17 protein-coding genes and 2 pseudogenes are annotated in these 16,822 nt (G+C 36.3%); 13 read left to right on the forward strand and 6 right to left on the reverse strand.

The annotated features are described in order from the left end of the window. Positions 1–23: 23 nt before the first annotated feature. The 8 genes from ACIQXV_RS06920 to ACIQXV_RS06955 all read left to right on the forward strand — a co-directional run bounded on the left by ACIQXV_RS06920 (position 24) and on the right by ACIQXV_RS06955 (position 6,800). A complete protein-coding gene (locus ACIQXV_RS06920; RefSeq protein WP_402957234.1) occupies positions 24–161 on the forward strand; it encodes a hypothetical protein in 138 nt (45 codons plus the stop codon). Beyond that, a complete protein-coding gene (locus tag ACIQXV_RS06925) occupies positions 151–1,839 on the forward strand; it encodes a recombinase family protein (RefSeq protein WP_402957236.1) in 1,689 nt (562 codons plus the stop codon). Before ACIQXV_RS06920 ends, ACIQXV_RS06925 begins: the two co-directional genes overlap by 11 nt. A 17-nt stretch (positions 1,840–1,856) precedes the next feature. Continuing rightward, a complete protein-coding gene (locus tag ACIQXV_RS06930) occupies positions 1,857–2,147 on the forward strand; it encodes a hypothetical protein (RefSeq protein WP_402957238.1) in 291 nt (96 codons plus the stop codon). Between the two features lie 354 nt (positions 2,148–2,501). Next, positions 2,502–2,813: a hypothetical protein gene (locus ACIQXV_RS06935; RefSeq protein ID WP_402957240.1), complete on the forward strand. Its 312-nt coding sequence runs from the start codon at positions 2,502–2,504 to the stop codon at positions 2,811–2,813. 374 nt (positions 2,814–3,187) lie between these two features. Continuing rightward, entirely contained in the window at positions 3,188–4,570 is a 1,383-nt protein-coding gene (gene drt2, locus ACIQXV_RS06940) for an antiviral reverse transcriptase Drt2 (protein ID WP_402957242.1), read from the forward strand. A gap of 197 nt (positions 4,571–4,767) precedes the next feature. After that, positions 4,768–5,670 carry a LysR family transcriptional regulator gene (locus ACIQXV_RS06945; protein ID WP_402957244.1) on the forward strand — a complete coding sequence of 301 codons (903 nt, stop codon included), beginning with the start codon at positions 4,768–4,770 and terminating at the stop codon, positions 5,668–5,670. Between the two features lie 217 nt (positions 5,671–5,887). Further along, entirely contained in the window at positions 5,888–6,403 is a 516-nt protein-coding gene (locus ACIQXV_RS06950; protein ID WP_387314707.1) for an acyl-CoA thioesterase, read from the forward strand. 25 nt (positions 6,404–6,428) lie between these two features. Then, positions 6,429–6,800: a hypothetical protein gene (locus ACIQXV_RS06955; protein ID WP_402957246.1), complete on the forward strand. Its 372-nt coding sequence runs from the start codon at positions 6,429–6,431 to the stop codon at positions 6,798–6,800. Between the two features lie 273 nt (positions 6,801–7,073). Here ACIQXV_RS06955 and ACIQXV_RS06960 read toward each other — a convergent pair whose 3' ends face one another. The 4 genes from ACIQXV_RS06960 to ACIQXV_RS06975 form a co-directional block, all read right to left on the reverse strand. Beyond that, the gene (locus tag ACIQXV_RS06960; RefSeq protein WP_402957248.1) at positions 7,074–7,619 is read right to left on the reverse strand and encodes an NADPH-dependent FMN reductase; all 546 of its coding nucleotides are present in this window, start codon (positions 7,617–7,619) and stop codon (positions 7,074–7,076) included. 47 nt (positions 7,620–7,666) lie between these two features. Further along, a complete protein-coding gene (locus tag ACIQXV_RS06965) occupies positions 7,667–8,158 on the reverse strand; it encodes a flavin reductase family protein (protein ID WP_402957250.1) in 492 nt (163 codons plus the stop codon). 84 nt (positions 8,159–8,242) lie between these two features. Beyond that, positions 8,243–9,160: an alpha/beta hydrolase gene (locus tag ACIQXV_RS06970; RefSeq protein ID WP_402957252.1), complete on the reverse strand. Its 918-nt coding sequence runs from the start codon at positions 9,158–9,160 to the stop codon at positions 8,243–8,245. Between the two features lie 81 nt (positions 9,161–9,241). Continuing rightward, a complete protein-coding gene (locus ACIQXV_RS06975; protein WP_402957254.1) occupies positions 9,242–10,486 on the reverse strand; it encodes an LLM class flavin-dependent oxidoreductase in 1,245 nt (414 codons plus the stop codon). 171 nt (positions 10,487–10,657) lie between these two features. Here ACIQXV_RS06975 and ACIQXV_RS06980 point away from each other — a divergent pair, with 171 nt between their 5' ends. Beyond that, positions 10,658–11,557: a LysR family transcriptional regulator gene (locus ACIQXV_RS06980; RefSeq protein WP_402957256.1), complete on the forward strand. Its 900-nt coding sequence runs from the start codon at positions 10,658–10,660 to the stop codon at positions 11,555–11,557. Between the two features lie 322 nt (positions 11,558–11,879). Here the strand turns inward: ACIQXV_RS06980 and ACIQXV_RS06985 are convergent. Then, positions 11,880–12,341 (reverse strand): annotated as a pseudogene (locus ACIQXV_RS06985) (SDR family NAD(P)-dependent oxidoreductase); the annotation flags it as partial. A gap of 1,009 nt (positions 12,342–13,350) precedes the next feature. Between ACIQXV_RS06985 and ACIQXV_RS06990 the strand changes: the two are divergent. The 4 genes and pseudogenes from ACIQXV_RS06990 to ACIQXV_RS07005 form a co-directional block, all read left to right on the forward strand. Continuing rightward, the gene (locus ACIQXV_RS06990; RefSeq protein ID WP_402957258.1) at positions 13,351–13,797 is read left to right on the forward strand and encodes a hypothetical protein; all 447 of its coding nucleotides are present in this window, start codon (positions 13,351–13,353) and stop codon (positions 13,795–13,797) included. 48 nt (positions 13,798–13,845) lie between these two features. Further along, positions 13,846–14,409 carry a signal peptidase I SipW gene (gene sipW / locus ACIQXV_RS06995; protein ID WP_402957260.1) on the forward strand — a complete coding sequence of 188 codons (564 nt, stop codon included), beginning with the start codon at positions 13,846–13,848 and terminating at the stop codon, positions 14,407–14,409. Between the two features lie 77 nt (positions 14,410–14,486). Continuing rightward, positions 14,487–15,047: a TasA family protein gene (locus ACIQXV_RS07000; RefSeq protein WP_402957262.1), complete on the forward strand. Its 561-nt coding sequence runs from the start codon at positions 14,487–14,489 to the stop codon at positions 15,045–15,047. 106 nt (positions 15,048–15,153) lie between these two features. Beyond that, a pseudogene (locus tag ACIQXV_RS07005) lies at positions 15,154–15,276 on the forward strand (DinB family protein); the annotation flags it as partial. Positions 15,277–15,613: 337 nt separating this feature from the next. On the opposite strand, the gene ACIQXV_RS07010 reads toward ACIQXV_RS07005, so the two are convergent. After that, the gene (locus tag ACIQXV_RS07010) at positions 15,614–16,627 is read right to left on the reverse strand and encodes an NAD-dependent epimerase (RefSeq protein WP_402957264.1); all 1,014 of its coding nucleotides are present in this window, start codon (positions 16,625–16,627) and stop codon (positions 15,614–15,616) included. Between the last annotated feature and the right edge of the window lie 195 nt (positions 16,628–16,822).

Below are 16,822 nucleotides of genomic sequence, written 5' to 3' on the forward strand. Positions count from 1 at the left end.
ATAGTTGTTTAGGGGGAACCAACATGGAACAGAAATCAGCAGAATACCAATACAGCATATTACTAGATATCCTAGCGGAAATGGTGACCGACTATTTAACGAAAAATGAAATTGGAGCTTTAGAAAGTGAAAAGAAATGGAGTGAGAATCATGCAGTCTAATACGTTAGAATTATCCTCATTTTCAGGGCTCGATATTGGAAGTCATGAGAAGAAAAGGGTGGCTATTTACGCTCGTGTATCTACTACTGAACAGGCAGAAGAAGGATACAGTATTGACGAGCAAACAAGGTTGTTACGTCAATACTGTGAGCGTGAAGGGTATGAAGTATATAAGGAATATGTTGACCGAGGGATTAGTGGCAAATCCATTAAAGGACGAGCCTCCCTCCAGCAATTAATAGATGACGCTGGTCAAAAGTTATTTGACATTGTCCTTGTATGGAAGTCCAATCGTCTTGCAAGAAACATCCTAGACATGTTAAAAATAGTTGATTTTCTAAAACGTCAAAACATCGCTTTTAGGTCATACTCTGAAAAATATGAAACAGAATCACCAACAGGAAAACTTCAATTCAATATGATGGCAGTCATTGCAGAGTTTGAACGTGATAACATTGCCGAAAACGTCAAAATGGGTATGATTGCAAGGGCTAAAGACGGCTCATGGAACGGCGGTCAAGTCTTAGGCTATGATTCTGAAAGAACTCAAAATGATAATAGAAAAAGAAATACGACAAGACTGGTTGTGAATGAAAAAGAAGCGGCTACAGTTCGTAGAATTTTCCAGCTATATAATGAGGGTCATGGTTATAAATCAATTGCAAATGCTCTCAATCAAGAGGGGCATCGGACAAAGAAAGGTAATTTCTTTTCAATTAATGGTATTAAGACAATCCTTATGAATCCAGTATATGTAGGACTTATCCGTTACAATGTTCGCAGGGATTGGAGTGAAAAAAGGCGAAATAATATTAACCCTAACCCGATAATCGAAAAAGGTCAGCATACTCCTATTATCACTGAAGAAACATGGCAGAAAGCACAATCAATTATGAAGAATAGAACCCAAAAGCCTAATCGTATTCATAGCGGTGAGTTCCCCCTTACTGGCATTATGAAGTGCCCTATTTGTGGGTCGGGAATGGTACTCGGAAGAACAACGAATCGAAGAAAAGATGGAACGAAACGTGTATTAGAGTATTACGTTTGTGGAGCTTGGAAGAACAAAGGAACGGCAGCTTGTCATTCTAATGGAGTTCGGACAGAATATGCGGAAGATTATGTGTTAAATAAAATTGCGCATTTTGCTGATAAAGATGTTCTCATTAAAGATGTGGTTGGTAAAATTAATGAAAGCAATCATACGATTTTAGAACCGCTCCAAAGGGAATATCGAGTCTTGAAAAGCTCTTTGGAAGCTATTCAATCTAAGAAGGACAAAGCATTAGGTCTGTACGAAGATGGTATTTTAAGCAAGAATGATTTAAAGGATAGGTTGGAAAAGTTAGATGAAGAAAAAAGGCTATTGGATGACAGAATTGTACCGATTGAGCAAAAATTGGGGCAAGGTAGCAAGCAAGAAATATCTTTTAAAATGGTCAAACAAGTAATGAATCATTTTGTCGATTGTTATAAGAACTCCATAACAGCCGAACAGAGAAAGCAACTTCTACATCTGTTAATCAATAAAATTACGATTGCTGATGACCGTAAAATTGAATCTATACAAATTCAAATGAATAATGAAGTGGTTAGACACTTTACAAAACAAGGAGAAGATGAATCATCCAGTGCCGATGATTTATCTTCTCCTTTTTCTATTTTTATCAAATTATAAAGGGAGCGAGCAAAATTATGAGCGTCATTAAAGTATTTAGGAACTACATGGTGGAACAGCATCCGCATCTGGCATGGAAAGACTGGAAGGTAGATGTTAGAGCTATATCAGCGGAGGACATAAGGAACGAGGAGCTTAAGGCAAGTATTCCAGCTGAATTTAAGGAGGAACTAACGTGTTGGGTATTCTTCTATGATGGCGGTGCATCGAATGTTGTTTACTTATTACAGGATAAACAGGGTCTACAGGATTTAGGAATTGGTCTATTGAAAGATGGTGAACTTATTAAGCCTATAAGCTTCATGTGAAGCCACTGGCGAGTGAATATACAGGAAAACTTAATATGATAAAAGGTCAGAGAGGTTTGCTCTTAAATAGTTATCGTCTCTTTTTTCGTGTGTGATTTTACAGTAAAGGGGGTGAGCGCATGTCACCAATTAATTTATTTAAGGCAGGAGTTATGTTTGGATTAACTATTTATGCACTAGCTAAAAAGGGGTTTACTGACGGAAAAATGCAAGCTTAAAAGATTTCAAGAATAAGGGATTAAAAGAATGAAAGAAGGTGATTATATTGCCATATTTCTTATTAGGAACTGTGGTTGGAATTGTAGTCTGTATGGTAACAGAACATACAAAAAAATAATTGGAGGCTAATATTATATGAAAAAAATTCGATGTTTATCAGAGTTATTAGAGCTGAAACAAAAGATACAAAAGGATTTTGGGGAGTATTTGGAAGAAGAATTTTACGGTCTTTATGAATATCTAAGCAATGGTGAAAAAGTGGATGAATTTGTACTCGCACCTTATCAGGCTATGATATTATTGGAAGGAAAGGAAGAATTAAATAAACTTCTAAGCAATCCTTTAGAGTTGGAATTTCGGGAAGAAGTTAACCTGAAAGATTCTATGGTTTTAAGAATCGGTATACTTAGTGCTGAAGATGTACAACTTTGCTACAAGATAAAATAATAGATTTAAATATTGGATAATTCAATCAATATACTGGTAATAGAATCCATTTATGATATAATAATAGTGCCTCGTAAAACAGTTGCGAGGGAGACTGGTGAAAGGTTGTCAAGCTTTATCCAAACGACATTTCTTGCTGCTATCACGAACCAGCAGGCAATAACAAAGGATAACGTAAGGCAACTGCACTGCATATCGGAATTAACACCTCCATTTGTAGTAAACCATTCCACCGTATACTTAATAGTATATAGGATTAGTAATATCATCTAGCCTTGTTGTCTGTGCGAAATCACATACAATGTAAACGGTCCTTTTGAAGTCTATTTATAGGATTTAATTGAGACCACGGTAAGCTGAAAGGGTGACTGACTATGAATCAGAGTAATAGGCTAAAATTACATGCCCTTTCCAGCTCTGCTAATATTAATTTTGATAAATACAGCACTAAGAAATATAAGCATTTTGATAATAAAGTTTCTATTAAAAATGCTGTTGATAGAATTACAAATCCATGCTGGGTACAAGAGCATGGATTTTACCCGTTTATTCATTTCAGTATAAAGATACATAAATATAATAATGAGATAAAAGGGAAAGAAAAACCAGAACCGAAAGAAAGAAAAATCTTTTATGCATCTCATATTGATAGCTTTATTTATAAATATTACGGTGACTTGCTAAATGATATGTACAATAAAGTAGCTGTTAAACGTGGGATAGATTCTGTTGCAACTGCCTATAGAAAAAAGAATGATGGAAAATGCAATATCCATTTTGCAAAAGAAGTAATAGATTACATTAAAAGAAGTAATCAGGCTTTCATATACGTAGCGGATTTCAAATCCTTTTTTGATGAACTTGACCACAAGTATCTTAAAAACCAGTTACAAACGGTTTTAGAAAAGGAAACTTTGCCGGAAGATTATTATGCTGTTTTTAAGAATATTACTAAATATAGTTGGGTTGATAAGGAAAAAATCGATGAATTATTAAAGAGGAAATACAAAAATAGGGATAAGAGAAAAAAGCTGTCCAGGCTTTTAGATGAGAAGGATTTCAGAAGGTTTAGAAAGGCAAATAATCAAAACGTGGAGTACAATAGAAATGATTATGGAATACCTCAAGGAGCGGGATTGAGTTCAGTTTGCTCCAATATTTACCTTTTAGACTTTGATGAGGAAATAAATAATTATGTAGAATCCTGTGGGGGGCTTTACAGAAGATATTGCGATGATTTAATCATTGTTATACCTTTTGAAGGGGAAGCAAACAGTTACGATTATAGCCAACATCTAGATGTAATTGAACAAGTGAAAAAGCAAACTCCAAGGTTAATCATTCAAAAAGAAAAAACAAATAGGTTTATCTATAAACAGGACAGAATATATGACGAGAATTTTGAGCCAAGTATTCTAGATTACCTAGGTTTTGCGTTTGATGGTCACAATGTGAAATTACGAGAAAAGAGTTTATTCAAATACTATTGCAGGGCATATAAAAAAGTTCGATTATGTAATTGGAAATCAGAAAAGTCGGGTGTAAAAAAGCATAGGAAAAGCTTATATACTAAATATACTCACCTCGGAAACGGCAAGGCAGGCTATGGTAACTTCTTAACTTATGCTGAAAGGGCTCAAGAAGTATTTGATAAAGACTCTGCAACAAACAACCTTATGGCATACCAAGTTAAAAACCATTGGAAAAAAATTCAGAAGCGCTTAATAACGCCGAAGCCTAAAAAGTCTAGCACCTAATTAACGAGTGTTGGGTTTTTTAGATTTTAGTGAAAAAACCTCATTTAGATGTGTTACGGTGAACCGTATCATAAGTAAATGAGGTTTTTTCAAAAATATTGGTTTGCCTTTTTGATAAATCACAAGTGAGGTTACTAAAGTAAAAAATGTGGTAAACTAAAATATCTTTAAAAAAGTATATAAGGTGTTTGATAGGATTGGAAATTAAACATTTGGAGTGTTTTATTGAAGTTACACGTACTGGCAATTTCACCAATGCAGCTGAAAATCTGTTTATTACGCAGCCTGCCCTCAGTAGAATTATCAAAACCTTGGAGGATGAACTTGGTACACAGCTATTTATTCGCACAAGAAAAGGGCTGATATTAACAGATTCAGGACGTATTTTAAAAAAGCATACATTAATAATTGAAAAACAGTTGCAGCTTTTGGATGCGGAACTTGGTCAGATGTTCATGCTAAAAAAAAGCCATGTCCGTATTGGACTCCCTGCGATTACTAATTCTATTTTTTTCTCACAACTGATTGCATCGTTTCATGAAAAATATCCAGAGGTGACATTCCAATTGGAAGAGGATGGATCTAAGCCGATTGAGGAGAAGATTGTCAATGGTTTGTTAGATTTTGGGGTTCTCGTTCTTCCGGAGAAAAATGATAATCTCGACTATTATAGGTTTGTTAATGAGAAATTAAAACTAGTGGTACCCTCGTTTCATCGTCTTGCTGGGAGACATGAAGTGTCATTGAAAGAACTTAAAGAAGAGAGCTTTATTATGTTCAATCGAGATTTTGAGTTAAGGAACCTAGTCATGACTGCTTGCAGAGAAGCTGGTTTTCAACCGAAAATTATTTCGGAAACATCACAATTAGATTTTATTCAAGAATTGGTGGCTTACAATATAGGTATTACTTTGCTGCCTGAGAATACATGTTTGGAACTAGCAAATGATTTTCGAACTATAACCGTAATCAATCCGACAATCGAATGGAATCTAGCGATGGTCTGGAAAAAAGATGCATACTTATCACAGGTTGCGAAAGAATTTATCCGATTTGCTAAAGTAAAGCTGTCGACATCTAATCATAACCATGATTCATAATCTAAATTGAGTCAAATAGTAGAAGGCTTCCTCTTGTTAAGGGGAGGCTTTTTTTATTGTTTAGGCTAAAGAGCGCTTACATACTATTTTGTTATGAATTGCATATGGGATTGGCATTGTATCTTTCCACTATAGTCATATTATAATTGTCATTGTAAAAACTTCAATGCATTTGAGGAGAACGCTTCAAATGTATTTTTATATAAGGTGGTATTTTATGCAAGCGAAAAGGGTTATAGAAACGCGTGTTGTTCAAACCGATCAAGTGCTCATTAATGATTTGAACAATTATCATACATTATTTGGTGGAGTTCTAATGAAGAAGATGGATGCTTGTGCGACGCTTTCCGCTCGCAGGCACTCAAGGGTAAAGGAATGTGTTACGGCATCTACTGACTCGGTTAACTTCATTGAACCAATCAGAGTAAGTGATTCGGTTTGTATCGAATCATTTGTCAGCTATACAGGTAAAAGGTCAATGGAGATTTTCTGTAAAGTGGTGGCCGAAGATCTTGAAACTGGAAAACGTAGACTTGCAGCTACAGCATTCTTAACTTTTGTTCCTCTAGATGAAAATAAAAGGCCGATAGAAGTTCCAGGTGTTATTCCAGAAACAGAAGAAGAAAAATTTCTCTATGAAACGGGAAAAGAACGTGAAAAAATTCGCAAGCTAAAAAGACAACAAAATAACGAACTCGTGTCCAAACTTTCAGTGGATAAACCATGGGACTAATACCAAGCAAAAAGGGAGAGAGATTGTGCTAACAACATCAAGTTACAACCAATTGAAAAGTGCGCAAATTGCTATCGGAAAATTGAATTCCACAAAACCATCTATTTACAGAAAATTTATCAATATCATTAAGCTGACTCGTCAATTGCAGTTTGGATATCAATATATGGGCTCATTAATTATGGATGAAGACCCAGGTAAATTCAATCCGAGGACTCAAGATGATTATGTGTTGTCTGTCTATTATCGGGAAATCGAAAATTTAAAAACAGACATAAAGTTCCTTGAGTTAAAGCAATTACTAAAAACGTATAAACAACTCAGCTATGCTAATATTAGCAAGTTGGCATTGGGGGAAAACCCAGAAGAATTAGTTGGTCCAACTTTAGTCCGTTAATAGCCGAACGGAACCTTTCCAACCTCACTTAGAACTTTCACGGTGAACCTTACCATAAATAGAGGCGGTTTACATTAATTATCCTGAAACCCTATCGTATCTTCGAGGTTTTCAGGCTGACGTTTATTCAAACACGAGCAGGAGAAAAAACCGGTAAAGTTTAGAAATCAACTTTCGGTTAATCTTTTGATCTTAAAACTAGTATGCATCTGTTTATACTATAAGAATGGGGCCACTAGTCGTGGTCCCCAACTAGGCAAGTTATGGTCTCTGTTACTTTGATTCCATTGACAATTTGCTCATCATAAATAATACTTGGTGAGAAAATTCCTTTATTTCCACGTTCAATTCTGAATCCACAATTTCATTTTGCTTATTAAATTGACTACTATTTGCAAAGATAAAATGTGGAGTTATAATGGCTTTAAAATATCCTGCAATTGGTTTTAATTGATTTTCAACCACTAAGTAATGCTGAGGATTTCCTCCAGTAGCCACGAACCCCATAACTTTGTGCTGAAATACCGAAGGAGGAACCAAATCTAATAAATTTTTTAATGCACCAGTGAAGGAACCTTGAAAAATGGGGGTTCCTATAATATAGCCGTCAGCTAAAGAAATTCGTTCGATTACTTCCTTCGTATCTCCTGTATATTCGGAAGTTGTGCGTCCATCACAAAATTGAATGTTAAATTTTCTAAGATCTAGAATGTCCACGTCCACTTCAGGGGAAAAACTTTTAATCTCATTTATCACTTGCTCAATAACTGTTAGAGTTTTCCTTCCTATCAACGTACCTGAAATCCCCAATATTTTCATCCGTGCAGCTCCTCTTAAGAAGGTTTTGAATCATAATAATTATTTTACTACCAATCTTTTGGAATGGTTCCAGCCTTTTTGTTGTAAAAAAGTAAAGGTTCCTTGTCTTTTTTTAATAACTCTTTTACTTCACCTAATAGAATAATATGATCTCCTGCATCTATGCGTTGAACCGTAAGGCATTCTAAAACTCCGAGGGAATCCTCTATGATTGGTAATTTGTTTTCCGATGTGTACCAATTTACTTTCATAAAACGATCTGAACCCTTTCCGGCAAATGCCCAACAAGCCTCAGTTTGATCTGAAGATAGGGTATGAACAGCAAAGCCATCAGCCTTTAAAAACGTTTCAATTGAAGATGTTTTTTTATCGATGCACCATAATACTAACAATGGATCTATTGACACGGAGGTAAAGGAATTTACAGTAAGTCCGGCAGGCTCTTCATTCTCGTCCATAGTAGTAACAATCGTAACGCCTGTTGGATAGTGACCCATGATTTGTTTAAAGAGATTTATTTTATCCGTTGTTTTAATCAAAAATATCCCCCTTTTCTACAAAAAAGGCTACCGAAGCAGCCTTCTCAGAACAGTTTTTTAAACCGTAATTTCGTTGGAAGAATCTTAAGGAATTTCAATAGCTTCCAGCTTTTTAGTTACATAGTTTCCAATTTCATTTATAGCTTCTTGCGCTTCTGGGACACTTGTAGCAAATGCGTGGAACACATGCCACATGTCTTCGAATATCTTGAAGCTGACTTCCACACCTGCTACCTCAGCCCTCTCCACAAGTCGAACAGAATCGTCCAGTAAAATTTCGTCATTACCGACATGAACAAGCATTGGAGGCAGTCCCTGTAAATCTGCATAAAGGGGGGAGACTAATGGATGGCGCGGATCCATATTCCCTATATACATAGCGGGTGCTACTCTGTTCTGGTCAGGGTTTAGCCATGGATCTACATCTTTCCTAGTTTCCATTGATTTCCCCGTTCCTTCTAAATCAGTCCAAGGTGAGAGAAGTATAGCCGCGGCTGGAAGAGTGTCATCCGCATCCCTCAAAGATAATAGCGTGGCCAAGGTTAACCCACCACCAGCGGAATCTCCTCCAATAATGATTTGGGACGGATCAATCCCCTGATCAGAAACAAGCCAGCGATACGCAGAAACCGCATCCTCAATGGCGGCAGGGTATTGATGCTCAGGAGCCAATCTATACTCAACTGTGAGCACCCGGCTATTTGTTGCTTTGGAAAGACGTGACGCCAAATCCCGGTAGGCTTTACAGCTGCCTAAAAAGTAACCGCCTCCATGAAGGAAAAGAAATACGCGGTTCTGGGTAGCGGTTGGTGTTGTGACCCATTCAGCTGGTGTTTCTCCTATTTGAATTCTATTTATAGAAACATCCGACGCAAGTGGTGTACTACTCATCAAGTCCTCTAGGCTTTTTCTCATTTCCTCAATGGAAGGCTGTTTTTGTGCCTGCTGCGCTCCCCAATCCAGTAATCCCTGCCTAACAGCCAAACTCTCTTTACTTGCCATCTAGCATACCCCTCCCTAGAATCCTTAGTTTGGTAACACTTACAACGTAAACTTTTAAAAATATATTCTTTCCATATAGGTTTATTTGTTATTTATTGTTTCCGTAATTGGCAGGCGTGGCGGCGAGACCACTACATAATCCTCATCCGCGTGAAGAGCTGGGGCCTTACGTTCCAATGCCTGCTCTATTGCTAGAGCAAGTCTTTGCTGTTTGCGTGCTTGATAATGCTCATCACGTTCTTTAAATTCCGGCATTACTTCCTGGGCAAATAAAGTCAGTGCCTCACAAATATGTTCATGCTTGTTATTACCTGCTTGACTAATGAAAATCACTTGGTCAACCCCAGCTTCCTCATAACGGCGTAGAAGTTCGCGGACTTGCTCAGGTGTCCCTATTGCTCCTCTCCTAGAAATGGTCTCATGACCTGTTTCCTCAGAAGCACTAGTAGTGGCTTGCAGTTGGTTTTGGTTAAATTCATCCCAAATATCCGAATATCCAGGGCGGTGCTTACCGAAGGCATAATAATGTCCTAAAGAATAATCGAAAAAGTTAGCTCCCTCGACACCTCGTTCGATAGCTGTTTTTTCATCCTCATGTACCATAAACGGCAGAACTAAAGCGACATTTGGATTTACGGAAAAACCGGCAGGATTACATTGTTCAGATGCAAGTAACTGATAATAATCATCTACCCACTCTTTCGCCTGCTCCGGTTCAATAAATGCAAAGGACAGAGCACCAATTCCTTTTAATGCTGCCGTACGAATATATTCATGCTGGCTGCACGCCATCCATAAAGGCGGGTGAGGTTTTTGCATGGGCTTTGGAAGGACGTTACGTGCAGGCATTTTTAAAAATTCGCCGTTATAACCAGCAAACGGTGCTTCGACAAACATTTTTGTAATCGCATCAAGAGCTTCGCTCCATTCCCTGCGCTTGGCATCACGGCTGACATTAAAGCCTCCCAATTCAATTTCTGCTGAACCTTCTCCCGTTCCAAATTCAACCCTGCCATCAGAAATTAAATCCAATGTTGCAATCCGCTCTGCTACACGAGCTGGATGGTTGAATTCCATTGGCAGCTGGACAATACCGTGTCCAATACGAATGTTTTTCGTGCGCTGTGAAGCTGCAGCAAGAAAAACTTCTGGTGCTGAAGAATGACTGTACTCTTCAAGAAAGTGGTGCTCAACCTCCCATACATAGTCATAACCTAGTTGATCAGCCAGTTCAATTTGATCTAGAGCATCTTTTAAAAGCTGATGCTCGTCCCCCTCTTTCCATGGTTTAGGTAATTGATGCTCATAGAATAATCCAAATTTCATTGCTTTTCCTCCTTCATTATTATCAATATAGGGTGGCTTACATCTTCCAGATAAGTGTTTTATCCAGAATTTTTAGACTAATCTAAAAATAATTTTACAAAAGGAAATGGCCCATGTAAAATTAATATAAATCATGGTTTCATGAGTTTTGGTCATGGATGGAGGTATAAGGTGAATATCGAGCAATTAAAATATATCGTTGAAGTGGCAAAAACAAGATCGATTACCACAGCAGCGCAAAATCTCCATGTTACGCAATCTGGAATAAGCAGGGCAATTGCTTCACTTGAAGATGAGCTTGGAATCTATTTTTTCAAGCGTACACGATTAGGAGCAGAACCAACGGTTGAAGGAAAAGAAATGATTCAACATGCCAAAGAAATCGTTATAAAGCTTCAGGAATTTGAGGAAAAGGCCCGAAAGAAACAAAAAGAATTAAAAATATCAGCTATATTTGGGCTATGCAATACACTATTACTCGATGCCTTTCAGTCTTTTCACGAAAGCCAACGTCATATTAAAGTAGATATAGAAGAAGATTCCACAGAGGAGATTATCGAAGGAATCAAACAAGGCAAAATCCATGCAGGTTTAATTCATATTTATGAAAGTATGCATAAAGAGCATGATGATTTGTTATTTAAAGTTCTTTTCGATTCAAAAGTACATGTCCTTGTAAACAGACATTCACCATTAGCCTCCCTTGAATACATTACGCCGTATGATTTGTCAAATTATCCCATAGTTATATATAACAGCAAGTATGTAGTGCAATTTTTTCAAGAGCTTTCCAATAAATATGCTCCTAATAAGATCCTTTTTGCTACTAATAACACAGATATTATCGAAAAGACAGTTGCCGAAGGAAGAGCAATTAACTTTATTCTAGACCCTGCTTTAAAAAATGGACAAGTTATGTGGAACAAATTGATCGTCTCTAAACCTTTCATGATAGATCATAACCCCGTAAAGATTCCCATGGGCTACGTAGTATCAAAGAATAATTCATCAAAATCTGTGAAGGCATTTCTAAATATTATCCAAAACCAAATGAAAAGCTATTACAAATAGACTAGTTAAGTAATTAGGAATTAGATGGCATTTCACGGTCCTCCTGAACTAAATAATTTCCTTAAATTAAGCCATAACCTGCAATTCTAGCTTTTTAGTAGACCGATAATGTTACCAGCTATTTTCCAATACTTAAAAACCGCCGGTATAATTGGTGCGGTGAACCGTACCATAAGTAAATGAGGTTTCAAATCTAGGTGAAGCAGCATAAACATCTTAAATAATCCGAAAAGGGAATTGGATGTATCCAATTCCCCTCGCTTTTTGATTACAGCATCTTTGTGTTAAAAATCCTTCTTTACCAGAAAAGTTTCCTACAATATTAGTGAAGCATTATTGAGCCGCCGTCAACCATGATTGTTTGACCAGTAATATATTGAGAATCCTCAGAAGCTAAGAATACGGCAACACGGCCGATATCATTTTCTACATCACCAAAACGGCCCTTTGGAATTTTGCTTTTAACGCTTTCGTAATATTCAGGCTGTGCTTTAGCCCAAGCTTGTACACCTGGAGAGTTAGCGAGTGGACTGATTATGTTTACGTTAATACCGAATCTGCCCCATTCGTTTGCTGCTACACGTGATAACCCACGAATCGCTTCTTTAGCAGCAGCATAAGTTGCTTGTGTTTCATGTCCCTCAAGACCCGCACCAGATGCGAAGTTAATGATATTTCCTTTGGATTCCTTCAAGTATGGTAGTGCAGCTTGCATTAAATAAAATGTCGGATAAAATCCAGTACCAAATGATAGATCTAAATCTGCTTGTGTTGTTTCTTCTATTATTTTTCTTCTATGTGGGGTTTTTTTCGGTTTCTTTTTTGATCATACGTTAAGCGTTTTACCAATAAGCTTTTATGATTTAAATGATAATTCACAACTTGAACTTACAGACTTTCTATCACATTGTATGTACGGCCCGTATAGTTATCTGTTCTTTTAAATATATGATCAACGGGACATCCGGCCACGGTATTGCCCTGTGTATATCCTTATTTGGGCGCTTCTAAGTGTAGGAGTAGAAAGAGTGTCTGAATTACTAGGAGTCTTCCATTACAATTATGGGTATAACATTTACTACTCGTTCGCCATTTATCTGTTTGTCCTTAGTTTTTGGGTTGTCTTTTACTATACCATCAAAACATATGGTTACAAACTGTTCTAGATGTTTAAGTAGGGGCAAATAGAATAAGTGCCTGTAACCACCCGCATTTTGTCGAATTCATCGACATTGTTCGAGGAGTGGTAGGCACTCATTTAGAAATACCAAGAACCTGCTTGGCAACATTTGTGGAGACAAGGTTATCTATGTACAGATATATTACTTTAATTCCAACGGTGTTTGGGTAAAGTCAACCGTTGGGATAGTTTGAAAACTCTATGGCGCGTAGCTATAGAGTTTTTTGTATGAATAATGAGTTTCTCAAAGAAGCCAAATTATTCATAGATATTATAAAGTACAAAATATTCTATATAAAGAATAATTTAATGAGAAAACGGGAGATAAACGGATATAAAGGACAGAAAACGTTCTTATTTGGGGAAAAACACCTATTTCAGGAGTTTTTCAATAGTGGTATTTTGTACTATACTAAATCAGAGATATTCGTTATAAAGAACACTATTTTGGGCAGTTCAGATTTTTTACGAGAGTATAGCTCTTTTATCGCAAGTTACCCAATGATTAATAAAGGGAGGGAGAACAATTAAACTTACTAGGTTTAGGAATTTAAGAAGGAAGCATAGAAGCCTCTTTATTATTTTGAATTTTGGACTTGCCTGGTATGTCTTAATGTTTATATCACTTAACTTAACATCAACAACAAATGCGCTTTTTATTAGTCAAGCAAAAATTAAAACCAGCATTGAAGCAGGTCCCGGGTTTGATTATAGTACATTATCATTTACAAATGCTAGTTATGATTCAAATGAAATCTATGCCTATATCCAGAATGTCGGTCCGGGAGATATGACCCTAAACTCAACATATTACGTTTATTATAGTCCGAATGGAAACCCTGTTGGCCCTCATGGAGAAACTGGTGAACTAGTATTTTGCGAGGGGGTAATTCCTAAAATGGCAGCAAATGGGGCACCAATCAAGATTACATATACTCCATTAAAAAAGGGATTTTATATGTTTGTTGCTTTTCAGAATCATGAAAAGCTAATAGGAAATGAGTTATTAATAGAAGGATCACCAGTAACTGTTAGTAAAAAAATTAATGTTAATAAATAAAAGAGACATTACCTTTTTATCAAACAAAAAAAAAGAGTAGGTGAAAGAATGGAAGGTTTAAAAAAATGGGCAGGTAGAATTTCATCAATAATTATCTACGGGTTGTTAATTTGCATGGTTATTACAGTGATATCGACAAAAATAAATGGTGGAACTCCAAAGATTTTCGGCTATGAGATTATGACGGTCTTATCAGGTTCAATGGAGCCAGGTATTAAGACGGGGTCAATAATAGCTGTAAAACCAGTTTCTAATACGGCTAGTCTTCAAAAGGGTGATGTGATCACTTTTAAAGCGGCTGATAATCCTAACACATTAATAACCCATAGAATTATTAAAATACAAAAAGAAAAGGATTCAGTCCAGTTTATTACAAAGGGTGATAACAACGACACTAAAGACCGATCCCCTGTAATTACTGAAAAAATAGTTGGGGTATATAGTGGTTTCACTCTCCCTTTTGTAGGAAGGCTATTGGCTTTTATTCAATCTACCAATGGTGCAATTTTCCTTATGATTGTTCCAGGAGTGCTAATGATCCTATCGTCCGTTATTAGCCTATGGAAAGCCATTTCACAAGTAGAATCAAAAGAATCAAATCCAACTGGTTGAATCTCCTAAAAAGGAGTTCACATAAAATCATTTATCCTTATAGATATCTGGATAATAGAAAATGGGAGGCAAGGAAGATGAGTTTAAAAAGAAAAATGGGAGCGGCCTTACTGACAACAGCCATGGGAGCAGCATTAATAAGCGCAGGGACATTTGCATTGTGGACTAGCGAGGGTGCATTTGAAGGCAGTAATTTTAAACCAGGATTATTAGAAATTAATGCAGTAAACGGTGGACCAATTTTTGCAGAATCACTCCACATGGAAAATTTAGCACCAGGGGATTCTGAAACTGTTAAAGTTAAGGTGAAAAATGATGGAAACTTGAATGCTTGGGTTACATTTGATCAGGAACAATCCAATTCAACCAAGCAGGGTGAATTATTTGAGGCGTTTGAGGGTCATAATACACCTCTAAAAATTACCTATGATAATGCAGTAAAACTAATAAAACCAGGTGAGACTGCAACATTAGATTTAACCTATACATTCCCTAGAAATGCACCTAATCATTTTCAACGCGCAAATTATGGCTACATCGATATTTTTGTTAAAGCGGTTCAATCGCGGAATAATGGTGACGCAAATGATAATGGTGTAATCGATCCTGGGGACGCAGTCCAAAGTTGGAACGATTAAATAGAGTAAAGTGGAAATAAGTTCCTGTCACCACCCGCATTTTGTCGAATTCATCGGCAATATTCGGGGAGTGACAGGAACTGTTTTTATGTGAGCTTAATTGACTGTAAATGGTTTCCCTGAACAAGTGAAATGGTGGGGAATACTCGGAAATGATTCAACTCATAATGCATATCACATTGCCCAAATAATTTATATTAGAAAGTTGAAAACCAGGGGCAATCAATAGCATCTCCAAAGTGAAAAAATGTATGGCCCTTCTTATACGCATTTTCTTCTCACTAATATCATTAGAAGAATACAAAATAAATCCTTTTTAAAAATATAAAAAAGCACTCGTCAATATTCTTAAAAATGCGAGCACCTTACAGTATTAAAAACCGCAAATTAGATTGTACGGTGAACCGTATCATAAGTAAATGAGGTTTTTGCTTTATAAAATATAGAATGCTTGGTCATAAAGGGCTGTCCAAAAGGTTATTCTATTGACTAGTATACAGCCCCTTTTGTCTCTGCATATATTAATTAAAGTTTTGAAAAATAGTCCCTTTAAAAAATTGAGGAGATTATTTTTCCTTTAGATGGTATTTTTTATACCAATCTACAAATTTACCTAAACCTATTTCTAATGGTATAGCAGGGTAGAAGCCCACATCCTTCTGCAAACTTGTAATATCTGCATAGGTCTCTTTAACATCTCCTGGCTGCATAGGTAATAATTCTACTTTTGCCTTTTTGCCAATTAGCTTCTCTAATATCTGAATAAATTCCATTAACTTGACGGGATTATTGTTGCCAATATTATAAATCTTGTAGGGAGCATAACTTGAACTCGGGTCAGGTTTTTTTCTATCCCAATTATTATTGTATTTGGGTGGATGATCTAGTAATTTAATGATCCCCTCCACAATATCATCAATAAAAGTGAAGTCTCTGCTCATATCGCCATTATTAAATACTTTTAAAGTATTTCCTTCTACAATAGCTTTAGTAAAAGAATAATAAGCCATATCGGGTCTTCCCCAAGGGCCATACACTGTAAAGAAACGAAGGCCTGTGGTTGGAATATTAAATAAATGGCTATACGAATGAGCCATTAACTCATTTGCTTTTTTTGTAGCAGCATAGATACTCACCGGGTGATCAACAGAGTCTTTTGTAGAGAATGGAATGTTTGAATTTGCTCCATAAACGGAACTTGAAGATGCATAAATTAAGTGCTCAACTTGATAGTGCCTACAGGCCTCTAAAATATTTATAAACCCAAATAAGTTTGAATGAACATAAGAATGAGGATTGTGAAGACTATAACGGACTCCAGCTTGAGCTGCCAAGTTGATTACAATATTGATTGATCTATTTTCAAATATTGGCATTAATGATTCTTGATCTGCCAAATCAATTTTATAGAATTCGAAATTAGCGTTTTTTTTCAATATATTTAACCGATCGTTCTTTAAATGAGCATCGTAATATTCATTAAGATTATCTACACCGATAACATGATAATTTTCATCTAACAAACGTTTAGAAAGATGAAACCCAATAAAACCAGCCGTTCCTGTCACTAAAATGTTCATTTGGAAATAAGTTGTCTCCTTTCGACAAAGTGTCCGGATTTTTTTCCATTTTAATATAAATTACTACGGTTAATTAAAATGGCTTGGACAAATTTACTGGAAATTATGAGGATATTTCTAAAAAATCAAGGTGCCATTTGAATTGCATCTTGATTTTTTGAACGCGTACCTACATCGATAAAATTATTATTATGA

This window comes from Neobacillus sp. NPDC097160 (assembly GCF_044762155.1).
Taxonomy (GTDB): Bacteria; Bacillota; Bacilli; order Bacillales; family Cytobacillaceae; genus Neobacillus.